This window comes from Planktothrix sp. PCC 11201, assembly GCF_900009135.1.
In the GTDB taxonomy this organism is placed as follows: domain Bacteria; phylum Cyanobacteriota; class Cyanobacteriia; order Cyanobacteriales; family Microcoleaceae; genus Planktothrix.
Window position 1 is genome coordinate 170,734 of record NZ_LT797700.1, and the last position, 16,691, is coordinate 187,424.

16 protein-coding genes are annotated in these 16,691 nt (G+C 40.2%); 11 read left to right on the forward strand and 5 right to left on the reverse strand.

Annotation, left to right across the window (positions count from 1 at the left end; translation table 11 throughout):
* Positions 1-88: 88 nt before the first annotated feature.
* Positions 89-781: an aldehyde oxygenase (deformylating) gene (locus PL11201_RS10175; RefSeq protein WP_079678468.1), complete on the reverse strand. Its 693-nt coding sequence runs from the start codon at positions 779-781 to the stop codon at positions 89-91.
* Positions 782-1,052: 271 nt separating this feature from the next.
* On the opposite strand from PL11201_RS10175, the gene PL11201_RS10180 reads away from it, so the two are divergent.
* Complete coding sequence (locus PL11201_RS10180; RefSeq protein WP_079678469.1) at positions 1,053-1,868, forward strand: carbohydrate ABC transporter permease; 816 nt, start codon at positions 1,053-1,055, stop codon at positions 1,866-1,868.
* Positions 1,869-1,878: 10 nt separating this feature from the next.
* On the opposite strand, the gene PL11201_RS26780 is transcribed toward PL11201_RS10180, so the two are convergent.
* Both PL11201_RS26780 and eno read right to left on the reverse strand, forming a co-directional pair.
* On the reverse strand, positions 1,879-2,514 hold the full coding sequence (locus tag PL11201_RS26780) for a hypothetical protein (RefSeq protein ID WP_200816745.1): 636 nt from the start codon (positions 2,512-2,514) through the stop codon (positions 1,879-1,881).
* Between the two features lie 75 nt (positions 2,515-2,589).
* The gene (gene eno / locus PL11201_RS10190; RefSeq protein WP_079678470.1) at positions 2,590-3,879 is read right to left on the reverse strand and encodes a phosphopyruvate hydratase; all 1,290 of its coding nucleotides are present in this window, start codon (positions 3,877-3,879) and stop codon (positions 2,590-2,592) included.
* Between the two features lie 217 nt (positions 3,880-4,096).
* Between eno and coaD the strand changes: the two genes are divergently transcribed.
* The 8 genes from coaD to PL11201_RS10230 all read left to right on the forward strand — a co-directional run bounded on the left by coaD (position 4,097) and on the right by PL11201_RS10230 (position 11,258).
* Positions 4,097-4,588: a pantetheine-phosphate adenylyltransferase gene (gene coaD, locus PL11201_RS10195; protein WP_079678471.1), complete on the forward strand. Its 492-nt coding sequence runs from the start codon at positions 4,097-4,099 to the stop codon at positions 4,586-4,588.
* Positions 4,558-5,202, forward strand: coding sequence for a hypothetical protein (locus PL11201_RS10200; RefSeq protein WP_079678472.1), 645 nt, complete (start codon positions 4,558-4,560; stop codon positions 5,200-5,202). The genes coaD and PL11201_RS10200 overlap by 31 nt, the downstream gene beginning before the upstream one ends.
* Positions 5,203-5,329: 127 nt before the next feature.
* Complete coding sequence (locus PL11201_RS10205) at positions 5,330-6,178, forward strand: ATP-grasp domain-containing protein (RefSeq protein ID WP_079678473.1); 849 nt, start codon at positions 5,330-5,332, stop codon at positions 6,176-6,178.
* A gap of 181 nt (positions 6,179-6,359) precedes the next feature.
* Positions 6,360-7,763, forward strand: a complete 1,404-nt coding sequence (locus PL11201_RS10210) for a DUF2157 domain-containing protein (RefSeq protein ID WP_079678474.1) — start codon at positions 6,360-6,362, stop codon at positions 7,761-7,763.
* Positions 7,764-7,790: 27 nt separating this feature from the next.
* Positions 7,791-8,441, forward strand: a complete 651-nt coding sequence (locus PL11201_RS10215) for a GDYXXLXY domain-containing protein (RefSeq protein WP_079678475.1) — start codon at positions 7,791-7,793, stop codon at positions 8,439-8,441.
* Between the two features lie 123 nt (positions 8,442-8,564).
* Positions 8,565-9,710 (forward strand): AAA family ATPase, encoded by a 1,146-nt coding sequence (locus PL11201_RS10220; protein ID WP_079678476.1) that lies wholly within the window; start codon positions 8,565-8,567, stop codon positions 9,708-9,710.
* Positions 9,707-10,138, forward strand: a complete 432-nt coding sequence (locus PL11201_RS10225) for a hypothetical protein (protein ID WP_079678477.1) — start codon at positions 9,707-9,709, stop codon at positions 10,136-10,138. Before PL11201_RS10220 ends, PL11201_RS10225 begins: the two co-directional genes overlap by 4 nt.
* A gap of 355 nt (positions 10,139-10,493) precedes the next feature.
* Positions 10,494-11,258 (forward strand): PHP domain-containing protein, encoded by a 765-nt coding sequence (locus PL11201_RS10230; RefSeq protein ID WP_234996660.1) that lies wholly within the window; start codon positions 10,494-10,496, stop codon positions 11,256-11,258.
* 88 nt (positions 11,259-11,346) lie between these two features.
* Here the strand turns inward: PL11201_RS10230 and PL11201_RS10235 are convergent, their stop codons facing one another.
* Together PL11201_RS10235 and argH are read right to left on the reverse strand one after the other, a co-directional pair.
* Complete coding sequence (locus PL11201_RS10235; protein WP_079678478.1) at positions 11,347-12,084, reverse strand: response regulator transcription factor; 738 nt, start codon at positions 12,082-12,084, stop codon at positions 11,347-11,349.
* A 246-nt stretch (positions 12,085-12,330) separates the two neighbouring features.
* Positions 12,331-13,725 (reverse strand): argininosuccinate lyase, encoded by a 1,395-nt coding sequence (gene argH, locus PL11201_RS10240; RefSeq protein WP_079678479.1) that lies wholly within the window; start codon positions 13,723-13,725, stop codon positions 12,331-12,333.
* Between the two features lie 367 nt (positions 13,726-14,092).
* On the opposite strand from argH, the gene PL11201_RS10245 reads away from it, so the two are divergent.
* Together PL11201_RS10245 and PL11201_RS10250 are read left to right on the forward strand one after the other, a co-directional pair.
* Entirely contained in the window at positions 14,093-15,523 is a 1,431-nt protein-coding gene (locus PL11201_RS10245; protein ID WP_079678480.1) for a hypothetical protein, read from the forward strand.
* A gap of 355 nt (positions 15,524-15,878) precedes the next feature.
* Entirely contained in the window at positions 15,879-16,520 is a 642-nt protein-coding gene (locus tag PL11201_RS10250; RefSeq protein WP_079678481.1) for an alpha/beta hydrolase, read from the forward strand.
* Positions 16,521-16,691 lie beyond the last annotated feature (171 nt).

Below are 16,691 nucleotides of genomic sequence, written 5' to 3' on the forward strand. Positions count from 1 at the left end.
TTTTAGAGTTTAACGTCCAAAGCCGCAGTCTGGGTAGAGACGTTGCTGTGCAACGTCTCTACTGGTAATCTAAAATCCAAAGGGTATTTTAGGCGGCGGTGAGACCGTAGGCGGACATTCGCATAATATCGCGGGTCGAAAACCCGATATTGCTTAGAGCTTCCCCGTAAGCAATCATAAAATCCTCGACTAATGCTTCCTTTTCCATTCCCAGAACATGAGCATCATCGGCTACCTGGTTAAGCATTCTCCAAATAATCGGCAGGTTTTGGCGGTTGGCGTCTTCGAGTTCCGCTTTGGAGGTTTCCAAGTTGGCTTTGAGCCATTCTTCCCCAAAATTGAGGTGCAGATATTCGTCCTTGACCACCCCTTCGGTAATTTTGCGGGCAAAATCATCGGCTACGGGAATGTAAATGTTGTAAGCGGCGATCGCAAAACATTCGATAATTAAAGATTGAATCAGCAAGCAGGTGACCACTTTACCTTCGGCGGCGGCATCCTTAAAATTTTGGTGTAAGGAAGCAAAGAACTCCTGGGCAAATTCCATATCCGGTGTGACGGCTAAATTCCGCCCACAGGACTGAAACCCCTTCTTATGGCGCATTTCCATTTTGGCTAAACCCGCCAAATTCTCCTGCTGCTCAGGTAACATTGCACCCAGCTTGATGTAATTGTCGTAGGCTTCCTGTTCTCCTTCAATTACAATGGCGTTAATTCGGCTGTAGGCATCTTTATAGGTTTCAGATTGGAAGTCAATCGCAATGGCTTCAAGCTGTGGCATAGGTTTACAATCTCCTCATCACAAATAAGTTATTATTGCTGGCTTGCCCTCCCCTTCCCCCTTTTGAGGTATCCTTAAAGATCGGGTCGGAGAGTTGATTTTTTCACCAAACTACTTAACTAATTAAGCTTATAGCGATTCTCGCACAAAACCCACGTCTTTTCCGCGTTGGATGCACTTGGACATTGAATTGAATCCAGCTTGAGGGAAGACCAGATTCAATATCATAACTTTTTATTAACCAAAACAAGATAGCAACCATTTGTTACTTATGGCAAAAGCAATTCCAGGGGGAAAAATATTAGTCGGATGCAGCTGGGGTCTATTGATGGTGGGGGCTGGGATTGTATTATTGCCGTTATTGGTGGTTTTGGTGACCTCCTTTTCCACCCCCAACAATGTCACCGAAACTCAGTTTACCCTGGCTAATTATCAAGAAGCTTGGCATCGAGGTCGGTTTCTCCTGGCTTTTGCTAACTCAACCTTAGTGGCTTTAGGAGTAACCGCATTTCAAGTGATTACCTCAGCTTTAGCTGGATATGCGTTAGCCCGCTTAAAGTTTCGGGGACGACAAACCCTATTATTAATTGTTTTAGCCACTCTGGTGATTCCGTTTCAGTTATTAGTAATTCCGATATTTTTGGTTTTGAAATGGGGACACTTACTTAATACCTATTGGGCTTTAATTTTACCCACGGCTGCCAATGGTTTTGGGATATTTCTTCTCCGTCAATATTTCCTGACAATTCCGGTAGAACTCGAAGAATCCGCCGCCTTGGATGGGGCTAACCGATGGCAGATTTTATGGGAAATTATGTTACCTTTGGCTCAACCCGCCCTGGTAACGTTATTCTTATTTACCTTTATTGGGGAATGGAATGATTTATTTAAACCCCTAATTTTTACCACTAAACCTCAATTAAAAACTGTACAATTAGTTCTAGCTGAATTTCAAGAACAATATACCAATAGTTGGCAATTATTAATGGCGGCGGTGGTTATTTCTTCAATTCCAGTGATTGTATTATTTTTGATCGGACAAAAACAATTTATTCGCGGTATTGCCACCACTGGAATTAAGAATTAAAAGGATATAATTAACGAACCATCACCACATCAGACACCCTATTATTGACAAAAATCACATCAATAACTCCATTGGGGTTATTGCGGTTCCAGCGCTCAATGATACGGCGATTAGTATGTTCTACCGTTTGAGTAAAGAAAAAATTGTTTCTTTGGAGCCAACGTCTAGCTTGATTTTCATTAGAACCAATTAAATTTTTCCTGGTATTAGTAAACCAGTCAGAGGAGTTTCCCGTCGAGTTACCCGAGGAGAGACTACAGGTTCCGGTACTGGTACCCCATTCTTCGGCCGTAACCGATATTTGTGAACCAGGTCGCACATTACCACGAGAAAGATCAACTAAAGTTACCATTGTGGCTGCCATGATTGACCCTGTATAAACTGGTTGTCTGGCGTTATTGGTGGATTGAAAACTCAGGTTAGAGACGATGGGGGGCTGTCCTGAACGTTCCCAACGAATTTCCGTGAAACGACCGTTAAGAAATTGGGCCGAATAAGTCCAACCATTATTCATCCGTCCATTACAAAATAACTGTTGAGCAGCGCTGGCGGAGGAAAATACCGCTTCTCCTAAAACTAAACCCACCGTTGCTAATCCCGTTAGGAAAAGCGTTGCACCCTTCTGAATATTCTTGTTTCTGTTCATGTTTAATTTGATTTTTTTTTCTAATAATATTAATAAAACAGCCCAGGGCTGGACTGTTTTATCGGTGTTTTTCAGTTATTTCGAGAAACGAGGGCCTAGACCAACGGCTCCAGCATAAACGGCTTGGGCGCCGAGTTCGTCTTCAATCCGTAATAAACGGTTATATTTGGCGACCCGTTCACTCCGACACAGGGAACCCGTTTTAATTTGTCCGGCTCGGGTGGCAACGGCCAGGTCTGCAATTGTGGTATCTTCAGTTTCCCCGGAACGGTGACTAATCACGGAAGTATAACCATTGCGGGTGGCTAGGTCAACGGTTTCTAAGGTTTCCGACAGAGAACCAATTTGGTTGAGTTTCACCAAAATAGAATTGGCGATGTTCTCCTCAAGACCTCTTTTCAAACGGGTGGGGTTCGTGACAAATAGGTCATCCCCCACCAGTTGAACCTTACTACCGAGTTTTTCCGTTAGGGATTTCCAGTGAGCCCAGTCATCCTCGTGCAGACCGTCTTCGATGGAAATAATCGGGTACTGACCGGTTAATTTACTCAGGTATTCAGTCAGTTGCTCCCCACTATTCGGTTGACCGTCGTAGGTGTAGACGCCATCTTGATAGAATTCACTCGCAGCCACATCCAGAGCCAGAGCGACCTGTTCACCTGGTTTATAACCCGCGATTTCAATGGCTTGGATGAGAATATCCAGAGCTTCTTGGTTAGAACCCAAATTAGGAGCAAAACCGCCTTCATCCCCGACGCCACCGAGGAGTCCTTTGCCTTTCAAGACATCACTCAGGGATGCAAACACCTCCGCCCCCCAACGCAGGGCTTCTTTGAAGGTGGGAGCCCCAATGGGAACGATCATAAATTCCTGAATATCAACGTTATTGGCGGCGTGGGAACCTCCGTTAATCACGTTCATCAGGGGGACGGGGAGGACGTTGGCAATGGGGCCGCCTAAGTAACGGTACAGGGGTAAACCCAGGGTTTCGGCGGCAGCCTTAGCGACGGCGAGGGAGACACCTAGGATAGCATTAGCTCCGAGGTGGCTTTTATTGGGAGTGCCATCGAGGTCGAGCATGATTTGGTCGATGACGGTTTGTTCCAGGGCACTAACTCCGTTCAGGGCTGGGGCGATGACCTCGTTGACGTTTTTAACCGCCGTTAGAACTCCTTTCCCCCCATAACGGCTTTTATCTCCATCTCGGAGTTCATGGGCTTCAAAGCTTCCGGTGGAGGCTCCACTGGGAACTTGAGCGTGTCCATAGGCTCCGTTATCGAGGTAGACTTCGGCTTCAAGGGTGGGGCGTCCGCGAGAGTCCAGGATTTCACGGGCAATAATAGTAAGAATTCCGGTATCTGACATATCTATATCTATCCTTTATTAGTCCGTTCAGAGGTGTCCGTTGGCTTCAAAGAGTCGAGACAAGAGACAGGTTAACAGGTTATGGGTTGATCTAGTCGCAGTCCTTGGAACATTTTAAGGTTTTGTTTGGGTTAGATTGATAGACATAACCGGGTTTTAAGGCTCCGTTCCCCCTTCGGTCTATAATTTGGCAATCATATTCATCTTGTCATGACGAGTGATTGCCCTTTATCCTGGTAGCTTTGATCCGGTTACGTTAGGACATTTAGATGTTATCGAACGAGGTTGTAAACTATTTGAACAGGTGATTGTGGCGGTCTTGGGAAATCCGAATAAAAAGCCTTTATTTAGCGTAGAGGAACGGATAGAACAAATTCGCTGCGGAACCCAACATCTGAACAATTTAGAAGTAGCCAGTTTTGATGGTCTAACGGTAGACTATGCAAAACTGCGGAATGCTCAAGTTTTACTCCGAGGGCTGCGAGTTCTTTCTGATTTTGAGTTAGAACTGCAAATGGCTCATATCAATAAAACCCTGTCAACAGAAATTGAGACCGTGTTTTTGGCAACCTCAAAGGAATATAGTTTCCTCTCTAGTAGTGTTGTCAAAGAAATCGCCCGATTTGGAGGTTCTGTTGATCATCTTGTTCCTAATCACGTTGCTAAAGAGCTATATAAATGTTACGCCAGGAATCAACCCCAAGACTAGAACCTGAACAAAATGGACTCCGTGTAGAACCTGAAGCCTCTGTCAGTAATTCCCCTGGAATTGATATCCAACGGGAACTTAACCGACTGGAGGAGATGATTCTCGATAGTCCTAGAATTCCATTAACTCGACGAACTTTAGTCGATGAAGAACAATTATTGGATCAATTAGATTTGATTCGATTGAATTTACCCAGTGCTTTTCAAGAGTCAGATATTATTGTTCGCCATAAGGATGAAATTCTGCAAGAGGCGGAAGAATATGCCCAGGAAATTATCGATGTGGCTGAACAAAGGGCGGCTCGAATATTGAATGAAATGGGTTTGATTCAACAAGCAAAATCTGAGGCGGATCAATTGCGTCAACAGGTTCAACATGAATGTGAGACGCTTCAGCAACAAACCTTGTCTGAAATTGAACAAATTCGTTATCGTCTTCAACAGGAATTAGAAGAAATGCGATCGCGGACTATGGCAGAATGTGAAGAAATTCAAAACGGTGCCGATGATTATGCCGATCACGTCCTAGGAAGCATCGAACAACAGTTAAATGAAATGATGCGAGTGATTCGTAATGGTCGCCAACAAGTACAGGGAAATAATCCAACGCGGTAACTCTACTGATAATGGAATTAGGAGATAGCCTAGGCGTTATTTATAGCATCTTTTCAGTTGTCTCCTATTTCCGTTTACAGATTTTCCCCCATAACCCATTACCCATTGCTTATTCCCTACTATTTTTATGTTAAATAATATTAGGCTATTACTCCTGGCTTGCCAGAATCTCAATATTGATTATGAAATTCTTCATTCTGATCAAAATTTAGTCAAAGTTAAGCTGGGAAAAAATTATTACTTCTGTAATTATAGCACGCCTTTAGTGGATCAATCGACTTTTAAAATTCTTAAAGATAAAGACTATACCTACTCAATTTTACACCAAAAAATTAGAACTCCAAAAACCCTAGGTTTTCTTTCCCCATATTGTGATCAAAACTATCAACGTTACTTAAAATTTAGAACAATTACCGATATTTCAAAGGAAATTGAGAGGGTATTTCAATTTCCCGTAATTGTTAAACGCAATGCTGGTTCCAGTGGACACCATGTTTTTTTATGTGATCATCTTGAGGATATTCAAACGGCTTTAACTAAGATTTTTAATATTGATCATAAGGATTATGACTATGTAGCGATCGCTCAACAATATATTTCAATTCAACGGGAATATCGAGCCGTTTTTTTAAATCAAGAATTAATACTACTATATGAAAAAGATATTAGTCAGGCAATATTTACCGGAAATTTAAGCCCTTTACATTGGGAAGGAGCGCAAGCTAAACATATTAATAATTCTCAAATTCTATCAGAAATAGAAACATTTTGTCAACCCATTTTCCAAGAATTAAATTTAAACTATACCGGGTTAGATATTGCGATAGACAAAGATGATCAATATTGGTTTATTGAGGCTAATTCCCATCCCAATTATGACATCTTTACTAGAGATAACGATCCAAAATTGGCAGTCCAAGTATTTGAAAAAATGCTGACTTTTTTAGCCTCTGAATCTAGGAAAAATCTGTTCTAGGATTTTAGGTATTTTTTCCTGTGCAAGTTAATAATCTGTCACAGGTCTTAATGATTCAACCTAATTTTCAATTAAAACCAGAATTGTACTTTCCGAATATTTAGGTTAGAACTAAAATACTATTCTATCCCTGGGATAAACAGCCCCAAGATTTTCCTAACGTTATTTCCTATTACTACAAATGATCAACGAAAAATTCCGTCGCCAACTTCGTCACGAAGCCCAACTCTGGCAGGAAGAACAAATTATCGATAATTCTGTCTATCAACAGTTAGCAACCCGCTATCAATTTAATCATCTTGAAACCGCCGCTAGTAGTCGGTTTGTCATGATTTTAATGGGGTTGGGAGCCATTCTATTAGGTTTAGGTGTAATTACCTTTGTGGCAGCTAATTGGCAAGACTGGTCAAAAGAATTAAAAGTTATCCTGCTTCTGAGTTTATTTATAGGAGTCAATGCCGCCGGCTTTTATTTATGGCAACAACCATCAGATACCTTGGAAGTGGGAAGAAAACAACGCTTAGGTCAAGGATTATTGATTTTTGGAGCATTAATTTTAGGGGCAAATATTGCCTTGATGGGACAAATTTTTCATCAAAGTGGTTCCGCTCATGAACTATTTTTAGTATGGGGAATTGGAGTATTAGTAATGTCCTATAGTTTGCAACTGACCTCTTTAGGATTTTTAGGACTACTATTGTATGGAATTGGCTATTGGATAGGAGCATCTAATTTATTCTCCTTGCAACCTTTTTCTATCCTAAATTTAGTCCTAGAACATACCCCTTTAATAGCAGGATTTCTATTCATTCCCCTTGCCTATCGCTGTCAGTCTCGGGTCTTGTTTATTATGACCTTACTGATTCTGATTCCCGCTTTACAAATCAGTATCTTTCCCCTGTTTAACTCTAGTTTGCCTGAAGGATTAATCTTCGCTATTCTATTTGTTTTTACCCCAGCTTTATTATGGAGTTATGATGATACCTCATGGCCGATGATTGATAGTAGACTATTTCAACGTTCAGCTAAAACCCTATCCATTATTCTGTTAGCCATTTTATTTTTTAGTTTATCCTTTAACGGATTTTGGAATGATCTTATTGTAGACAATTCAGACAATTCAATGTTCATTAGTCAATTTATTTTGATTGACTTTTATGTGTTTTTGGGAATTATGTTTTTACAATGGTTTCAATTAATTAAACCCAGTGCTATTCATCCGAATAGATGGGGATTTGATTCGGTTACCAGCGTCATTGCTGGATTTTTAGGGTTAACTGGATTTATCTGTTTTTGGCATTTACAAATCCATGCAATTCCTGAAATAGCCACCTTTTTATTCAATGTGCAGATGTTTATATTAGCAACGGGATTAATTAGAATTGGACTCGCCCAAACTCAACGATTTGCCTTTTGGGGAGGGATGATTTTATTAGTCTCCCAAATTATGAGTCGCACCTTTGAATATAACACGGAATTGATTCTAAAAGCCTTTGTATTTACCTTATGTGGTGTAGGAGTAATTCTGGCTGGGTTATGGTTTGAACGCCATTTATTAGCTGCTGCTAGAACCCAAAATCGTTAATTTATCTAATTTTCAGGAGTAAAAACCATGAATTCTTCTGACTTGAATGATACCCAATCTTCCGTGATTTTAACTCCGTCTCCTGTCGTTAAAAAACAGATCCCAGCTTGGAAATTTTGGACACCGTTATTATTTCAATTAATCCTAATTTTAGCAGTTCCTTCCCAAGCGTTTTATACTCAGGTAACAGGAAAAACAGTGGTATTGCAAACCGCCCCCGTTGACCCCTATGACTTTTTTAGAGGATATTATCAAACCCTGAGTTATAATATTTCCAGTGCTGATACACTCAAAGCACTTCCTGGTTGGCAAGAAGTTGCTAAAGGGGCAGAATATTTACCCCAGGGAACTTTAATTTATGTCACCTTAGAACAACCGAAAGATTCAGCAAAATCTCAACATCCTTCAGCTTGGAAACCTGTAAAAGTCAGTGCTGAATATCCTGATAATTTATCTAAAAATCAAATAGCTTTACAGGGAAAATCAACGGGATGGAATATTGAATACGGTTTGGAACGGTATTATATGCCAGAAAACCAACGGGATCAAATTAATAGTACAATTACAGAAGCTCAAAGGAATAATCAACAATCCTTTGTGGTGGAAGTGAAAGTTAATTCTCAGGGAAAAGCAATTCCAGTTAGTTTGTGGGTGCGCGATCGCAATTACAAATTTTAATTGACCAAAACCCAGTTTCTAGTTGTGATACAATTTTCCAAAATATGCTACAATTAAGAAACTGGGTTTTAATATTAATTTAAAATAAATCTCATTTATTCTTTACGATCAATAGATAAAAGGATGAAAAAACTTAATCTTACTAATCTAGGACAAATTAAAACAGCAGACGTAGAATTTGGAGATTTAACTCTATTCATTGGCTCTCAAGCTACTGGGAAAAGTATTTTATTGCAATTAATAAAACTCTTACTTGATAGTGGAGATATTGTGCATACGATCAAAAAAAATGGCTATGACTGGGAAGGAGATATCAATAATTTAATCGAGTTGTATTTCGGAGAGGGAATGCGGAATATCTGGAGTAAAAACACAGAAATATATAGCAATGACAAAAGTATAGATTTAGACCAATTATTAAACGAAAATAGTCGCAAAAAAGAGCAGCTTTTCTTTATGCCAGCCCAGCGTGTTCTAACTCTTGAAAATGGATGGCCTCGATTGTTTCGGAGCTTTAATGGAGCTCCCTATGTCGTTCGCAATTTTAGCGAGAATTTATTGCTACTAATGCAACAAGGTTTGGGTACTAAAGGTAGCCCAATCTTTCCCCAGAAAGGTCGCCTTAAACAAGAACTTCGTGATGCACTAGATGATAGTATTTTTCACGGTGCTCAGGTAGAACTTAACACCACTGGAATGAGTAAAAGCATCCAAATCAATATGAATGGTAATCGCTTATCCTTCATGTCTTGGTCTGCTGGACAACGAGAATTTATGCCTTTACTTCTAGGTCTTTATTGGTTACTGCCGAGATCAAAAGCATCTAAAAAGTCTGATATAGATTGGGTCGTAATTGAAGAACCAGAAATGGGATTGCATCCTCAAGCAATTTTATCAGTAATTTTGATGTGCTTGGAACTTTTGGATCGAGGATATCGCTTACTCATTTCAACTCATTCTCCTGTGCTTTTAGAAGCGGTTTGGGCTATTCGTTTCTTACGAGAACAGAATTCTGATATCAAATATCTTTATCAACTTTTTGCTCTGAAGCCGTCTGCCCCAACTACAAAATTATTTGAGAATATTCTCAATCATAAGACTTTTTTGACCTACTATTTTGACCAAAAAGAAGACGGTGTTTATGTGCGTGATATTTCATCTTTAGATCCATTTGATCCTGACCCGGCGATCTCCAACTGGGGGGGATTAACTAGCTTTAGTAGTCAGGCATCAGATGTTGTTTCCCAAGCGATTCAGGAGCAGGAATGAGTTTTAAGAAAGCGATCGAGAATACGCCTTTATTAAAGAATGCTTTTGAAAAGGGATTAAAAGCTCTAGGTTCAAATAGTAGCAAAGTAAAACCTCCTGATACCAGTAAATGTGAAGGGAGTATTGATATCGATACAACAGTTAAATCCATATATCCCAATGATTCACGTTGGGACTATGTAGTTGGATATGATGGTAAAACTTATTTTATCGAAGTACATACTGCTAAAACAGATGAAGTAAAGTCTGTTCTGAATAAGCTTCAGTGGTTAAAAGATTTTCTCATCAAGGATGCTCCTGAATTGAATCAAGAACCAAAGTCTTTCCATTGGATTGCTTCTAATGGAAATCACATATTATCGGGTAGTTCTCAAGCACGCCAGTTAGCTCAAAAAGGAATCACGGTACATAGAGAACTAAGGTTGTAATTTACAACTGATTTATAATCACAATTACAAAATTTATCGACCTAAACAATAGGGGGGGTGAAGACAAGCCTCACCCCGGGGTGTCGGATTTTAGGTGTTCAGTAATTATAGATCAAGGTTATTGAAATAGTAAAGACAGATATATTGGGAGCAGGGAGATCCCAGGAAGTAAGCTGGTGTTCCCAATCGCTTATCGTCAATACCATCAACCTTTAACACCCTACTGCCTATTGCCCATTTCCTTATATAAGAATTTCAAATCTAAAATTGGTCAATCTTAACCCTATCTTGTAGCAACTGCCCAATAAATTCGATACAGTAGATTATAGTAACAGTTTATTAAGATAAAGACGGTATGAGTGTTAATCTAACCTCAGATTCTGAATCGTTATCAAGGTGGTTTCACATCCAGACAGGATTTGTAAAATCACCCTTATTGATACCACCTGCCCAAGATCGGTCTTCACTGCAACAGGTCTTTCAAACCTTGAATGCCAGAAGCTGCCCCAAGTCCTATAACTTTCACCTCCATACCCGACGTTCAGATGGGCAGTTGGAACCCTATGAAGTCATGGAACAGGCGATTGAAATTGGTTTAAAAGGACTGACAATTACCGATCACCATAGTACCCAAGGGTACAAAGAAGCCCAGAACTGGTTAGATCACTGGAAAAATAAGTATCCTAAACGGGCGAATCAAGCACCTCGGTTATGGACGGGAGTAGAAATTAATGCCCGGTTATTGGCTGTGGATGTTCATATTCTTGGTTATGCTTTCGATCCCGACTCTACTGGTCTGCAACCCTATTTGCAAGGTTGTACCACCTTGGGAACCGATGCCTATGCTGCTGAAAATGTGATTAATGCGATTCAACAGGCGGGAGGATTGGCGGTTTTAGCCCATCCAGCCCGTTATCGTTCTCCGGTGCCAGAATTAATTACAGAAGCGGCTCATTTAGGGATTGATGGTATTGAAGTCTATTATGCCTATCGTCATACTAACCCATGGTTGCCCACCGCTAAAATTACCAGCCAAGTTAAACAATTAGCAGATGGCTATGGTTTACTTAATACCTGCGGTACGGATACCCATGGTCGTGATTTGCTACTGCGACTTTGAAGTCTAGGAGTTAAGCAAAACCGTGATTATACCAGTTCCCCTAAGATTAAAACACGCAAGGATTTCTCCTTGCCATCTTCAATATTCTTTATTGAGTTAAACCATGTTCTAGGGCATAACGGACTAATTCTGTCCGACTATTGGTTCCGGTTTTTGTAAATAGACGACTAACATATTTTTCCACATTCCGAACACTGGTTTCTAAATCCCGGGCTATTTCTTTATTCATTAATCCTTTAGCGACTAAATCTAAAACACTTTGTTCTCGGGGGGTTAAATCAATTTTAATCGGGGGTGGGGTTTGATGAATTCCACTTTTGCCTTTTAACATATTTTCAATCCGGGCAATTTGACCCGCTAAGGTGGCGATATCGGGGTTTCCCTCGCTACTGCTATTGCGCAGGGCTGCTTGTCTGGCTAATAAATTTTTAACAATTACTACCAATTCTTCGGGATCAAACGGTTTAGATAAATAGGCATCACATCCGGCTTGATACCCTTGGATGCGATCGCTTTTCATGCCTTTTGCGGTGAGAAAAACAACGGGTAAGGCTTTAAAACGGGGGTCTTCCCGCATTTGTTGTAAAAATTGATAGCCGTCAACTTCCGGCATCATTACATCAGTAATTACTAAATCGGGTAAACTTTGCTGTAGGGTTTCCCACCCTTGTTTGGCATTACTGGCGGTATCAACACTAAAATTACTATCTTCTAAATAGGCTTGTACAGCTTCTCGTAATCCTGGTTCATCATCTACTAATAACAATCTAGCAGGAACTTGAGGAACTGCCACTTCGGATTCAGGGGGATTAATCGGATTAGACATTATATTGACCTAAATTTAATCTTTTTTCTCACTTTAGCGAAATTTTAAATTGAATTATATCGCTCAAAAGGACGGTTTTTATTCCCTTAACCCAACTTGACAAAATTATAGTTTTATGTATTCTAAGAAGCACTCGCTCCTTGGGGGGTCTGAGCCACCAATAGCGCAATCTGGGACGGATTTAAGAGGATGACGCAGATTAAAATCCGTGAAATCCGTGAAATCCTCTTAAATCCGTGATCCCTATTACCCATTATTCAACCGTTGACGGGCATTTTGTAATGCTTGTTTGACCTGATCAAATCCGGTTCCCCCATAACTATTTCGAGCCGAAACCACTTGACGGGGAGTGATTGCTTCGTATATATCGGCTTCAAATTCAGGATGTAATTGTTTCCATTCTTCCAGGGTTAAATCTTTAAGTAATTTCCCCGCTTCTAAACAAGTTCTAACCACTTTTCCCACTAAACCATAGGCTTCACGAAAGGGAATTCCTCGAGCCGCCAAATAATCAGCTACATCCGTCGCATTCGAGAAATCTTCCGCCACCGCTTCTGCTAAACGACTAGAGCGAAATTCTATGCCTTCTGCGATTAAAATTGTCATACATTCTAAACTACCTTTAACGGTTTTCACCGCATCAAATAACGCTTCTTTATCCTCTTGTAAGTCCTTATTATAGGCTAAAGGTAATCCCTTCATCACCACTAATAATCCTTGTAAATGACCAAAGACCCGCCCGGTTTTTCCCCGCACCAATTCAGGAATATCTGGGTTTTTCTTCTGAGGCATAATACTAGAACCCGTGGAACAGCTATCGGTCAAAGTCACAAAACTAAATTCTTGAGAAGCCCAAAGGGTAATTTCTTCAGCCAGGCGACTTAAATGTACCATAATTAAACTCGCCGCGCTCAAAAATTCAATCGCCCAATCCCGATCACTGACTCCATCTAAACTATTAGCATAAACTCGACTAAACCCTAATAATTCTGCGCTATAATGGCGATCAATGGGAAAAGTTGTTCCGGCTAAGGCTCCACTACCTAACGGACAAATATCAACCCGTTTATAGACATCTCCTAACCGTTCCCAATCTCGGTTTAACATTTCCGTATAAGCCAATAAATGATGGGCTAAACTAATCGGCTGTGCCCGTTGGAGATGGGTATAACCTGGGATTAAAGTTTCCACATTAGTTTCTGCTAAATCTAATAATACCCTTTGAAAATCAACTAATTGTTGCCTGATTTGTTGAATTTGATCTCGTAAATATAAACGGGTATCGGTTCCGACTTGATCATTGCGAGATCTAGCGGTATGGAGTTTTTTACCCACATCTCCCACTAATTCAGTTAAGCGACGTTCAACGGCAAAATGAATATCCTCAGCATCAACACCGGGATTAAAATTTCCCTCTCGATATTCTTGACGAATTTGTTCTAAACCCGAAACCAGTTTTTCGGCTTCTTCGTGACTAATAATTCCGGTTTTTGCTAACATTTTAGCATGGGCAACTGATCCGGTCAAATCATATTCAATCAGTTGGATATCAAAACTAATACTAGCGTTAAACTCTGCAATAGCGGGATGCAGAGATTTCTCAAACCGTTGGCTCCAAGTTTTTGAGTTCGTTGTTGTCATAATTTGGCTTTTTTTTGATCCTGGTGTCCACACTACACAGTCAAGCGTCTTATGGGAACCCCAAAAAGTTCATGGTGGACACAAAAGACAGTCGGGAGAGTCGCTAGGGTGGATTAATCTGGGGAAACAATCCTGATCAAGTTGAATATTCCACTTAAAGTTAGTTCAGTCATAATCTGCCCACTGCATCAACATTACCTGGGACAATATAATATTAATAGAAATATTAATTATTGGTTAATAACAATACATTGCCAATTAAAATAATCCTGGCAACTTGACTTAATTCTCAATTTCCCTTAGTATCAGTAACAATACATTTCACCATGTATAAAGAATTGAAATAACAAACCCAATAAATAAAGCCATGTCTGAAGCCGATCTCCCCACTCCTGAATCGTTTGATCAGCCTCCCGAAGCACCTTTATGCCCACCCTTTCCCCCATCGGAGGAGTCCGTTAGTCCGGTTGTGACTCCAGATCAGGAGTGGGAGACGGTGAACTTTCCCAATGCTATACCCTTGGAGGAATTATTGACCCAGTTCGTTGCCGAGTTAGAACAGGCAGAAACGAAGTCTAATAGTGGAGATTTGGTAATTCCAGAGGAAATATTTGTTGAGAGTTCTCAGGGGAATGAAATGGCGAGTGCTTCGCTGATGTCAGTGGCGGGAGAAACCGAAGAAAATCCGGTAAAAGTGGTTCAAATTCTCCATGAATGTAACCGAGATTTAATTAATCGGGTGACTGAATTAGAGGCAGAATTAGATGAAGGTCGGCAAAATCGACAGGATCAAGAAACACAATTATTGCAACGTACCCAGGAATTAGGGGCGACACAGGATCAAGTTAAACGACTATTTAAAAAGTTAGAAATTGCCAATCAAGTGATTCGACAGCAACAGGTTTTAGTTGAAACGTTAACCCAACAATGGGAAGTGACCCAAACTCGACTCGCCCAAATGGAAAGGGATACTGCACTAACCCAACAACGCTATAATGAACAATTTCATGAGTTAGTTCAATCTCAAAATAGTAACCGAGAATTGCGATCGCGCCTCCATCGTCAACAGCGCCAAACCCTGCAATTTAAAGTCGCTTTAGAACGGTGTTTGGAAAATCAAATCCAGTTTGAAACCGGAAAACAAACCCTAGAAACCCTATCGATAATTACGGAGGAACAGTCCCTATCTTCATCTGCCACTTTATTAGTCCCAAAAGCACCCCCTGTTCAACCTTGGTCAGAGGCTTTAAAACCGAATCATAACCTGATGAATTTGATTGAGGATGCGGTTAATTCATCCAAGGATTTATCTCCAATATCTTCAGAATTAGAAAAGGAGATTCCTCTTGATCACGGGTTAGAATCCTTGACATCGGAACTGAATTCTGAACCGGGTTTTAAACCTCCCGTAGAGTTGACAGCTTCAATCAATAATATTCCTGTGACAGAATTACCTCAACCTCGATTTTTAGAAGGAGAATTAGAGCGAATTCGCCTAGAATATGCTTCTTTCATTTCAGAAGATGCTGATCTATTTTCATTAAAAGCAACCTCAGAAGATACAGCTATTCAATCAAAATCAACAAAATCCATGGGGGGCCAATCCTTTAATTTAGGAGGAACAAAATCTCACACTGCGATTGCCGTAGCCGTTCGAGAACCGGATCAGAAGGAAAACATTCCTAATTGGCCAGCCCCGTTAATTTATCCTCAAAAACGTAAAAAACTAGAGTCTTTAGCATCAATTGATTTACCTACTTTTCCTAAAGAAAATCCCTTTTTAACAGAGGAGTTTTAGGTTTATCAATACCCTTTTTAGGGGGAGTTAAATGAAACTGAAAATCTTTAATCCTAAAAACCTGGTTTATTTAAGAAACCAGGTTTTTAATCCTTTTAACGGCGCGATCGCAAAATTCTATACTACCATCTTTAGCGATTTGATAAGCATAGCAAGATTTAGAGAATTATTTAGAAATTCTACCGACCGCTCAGGATGCTGCTATAATTCGGCAGATACTGGATCAGATGAGCCAGAATATCTAACAGTTTGAGAAGTCTCTATCTCAAGGAACCTAAATAGAGGTAAAACAGACTTATGGTATGGGACAACAACAGAACTGTACTACTCAATTTAACTTGTGAGGAAGGAACAAATGAACTTAAATTCAGGGCGTTGGTTGCGGGGCGTTCGTAACCCCTATCAATTTTTTACTCAGGGTCTATCTAAATATATATCCCTGGGGTTAGCGATAGTATTGGGATTAACAATTAGTTTGGGAATATTTGCTCAACCGTCCCCAGCTATTGATGAATTAAGATTAATCTATGGCCCAGCAAATATATCCTTAGCCACTACTGATTTACAAACCTTTGCTCAAACGGGAGAACAGTCTAATCAACTTCGCTCTTTAATTACTTTAGCGAAACTAACTCCCGATCAGGTTCAACAATTTCAGAAAGCACTGAATTTCTCCGTCAAAATTCCTAATAATGTTGTTAATGATCTGCTAGATTCTACCTATGGCAGATTAGTGGTAGGAGCTTTTAATCAATTTGTTTCTGCGGGAAGCACCGCTAATATCGCAGTTGATAAGGTGATTACCGCTTTACGCGAATCTTCCCGGGATGGTCAACTTTCCATATTGGAATTGCTTTTAAGCTACCGGGGAATTACTGCAATTACGGTTAATGTGCAAGATGTGATCAATCTCTACAATGATGTTTATGCTTTAGGAGAGCAGGGGATCGCTTTCCTAAAAGCTCAACCTCTTGTTCAAGAGCGGCTTTGCAAATAATTGAATCGTTAATTTTTTGAATAATAAAAAGGGGTTTTGACTATGAAGTTAAAAACCCCTTTTTATTTTAAGGGAACAGGGATCGCCGATTTAAGAGGATTTCACGGATTTCACGGATTTTAATCTGTCCCCCAATCAAGTCGAGGGCAGGGTTAATCTGCGTAATACTCT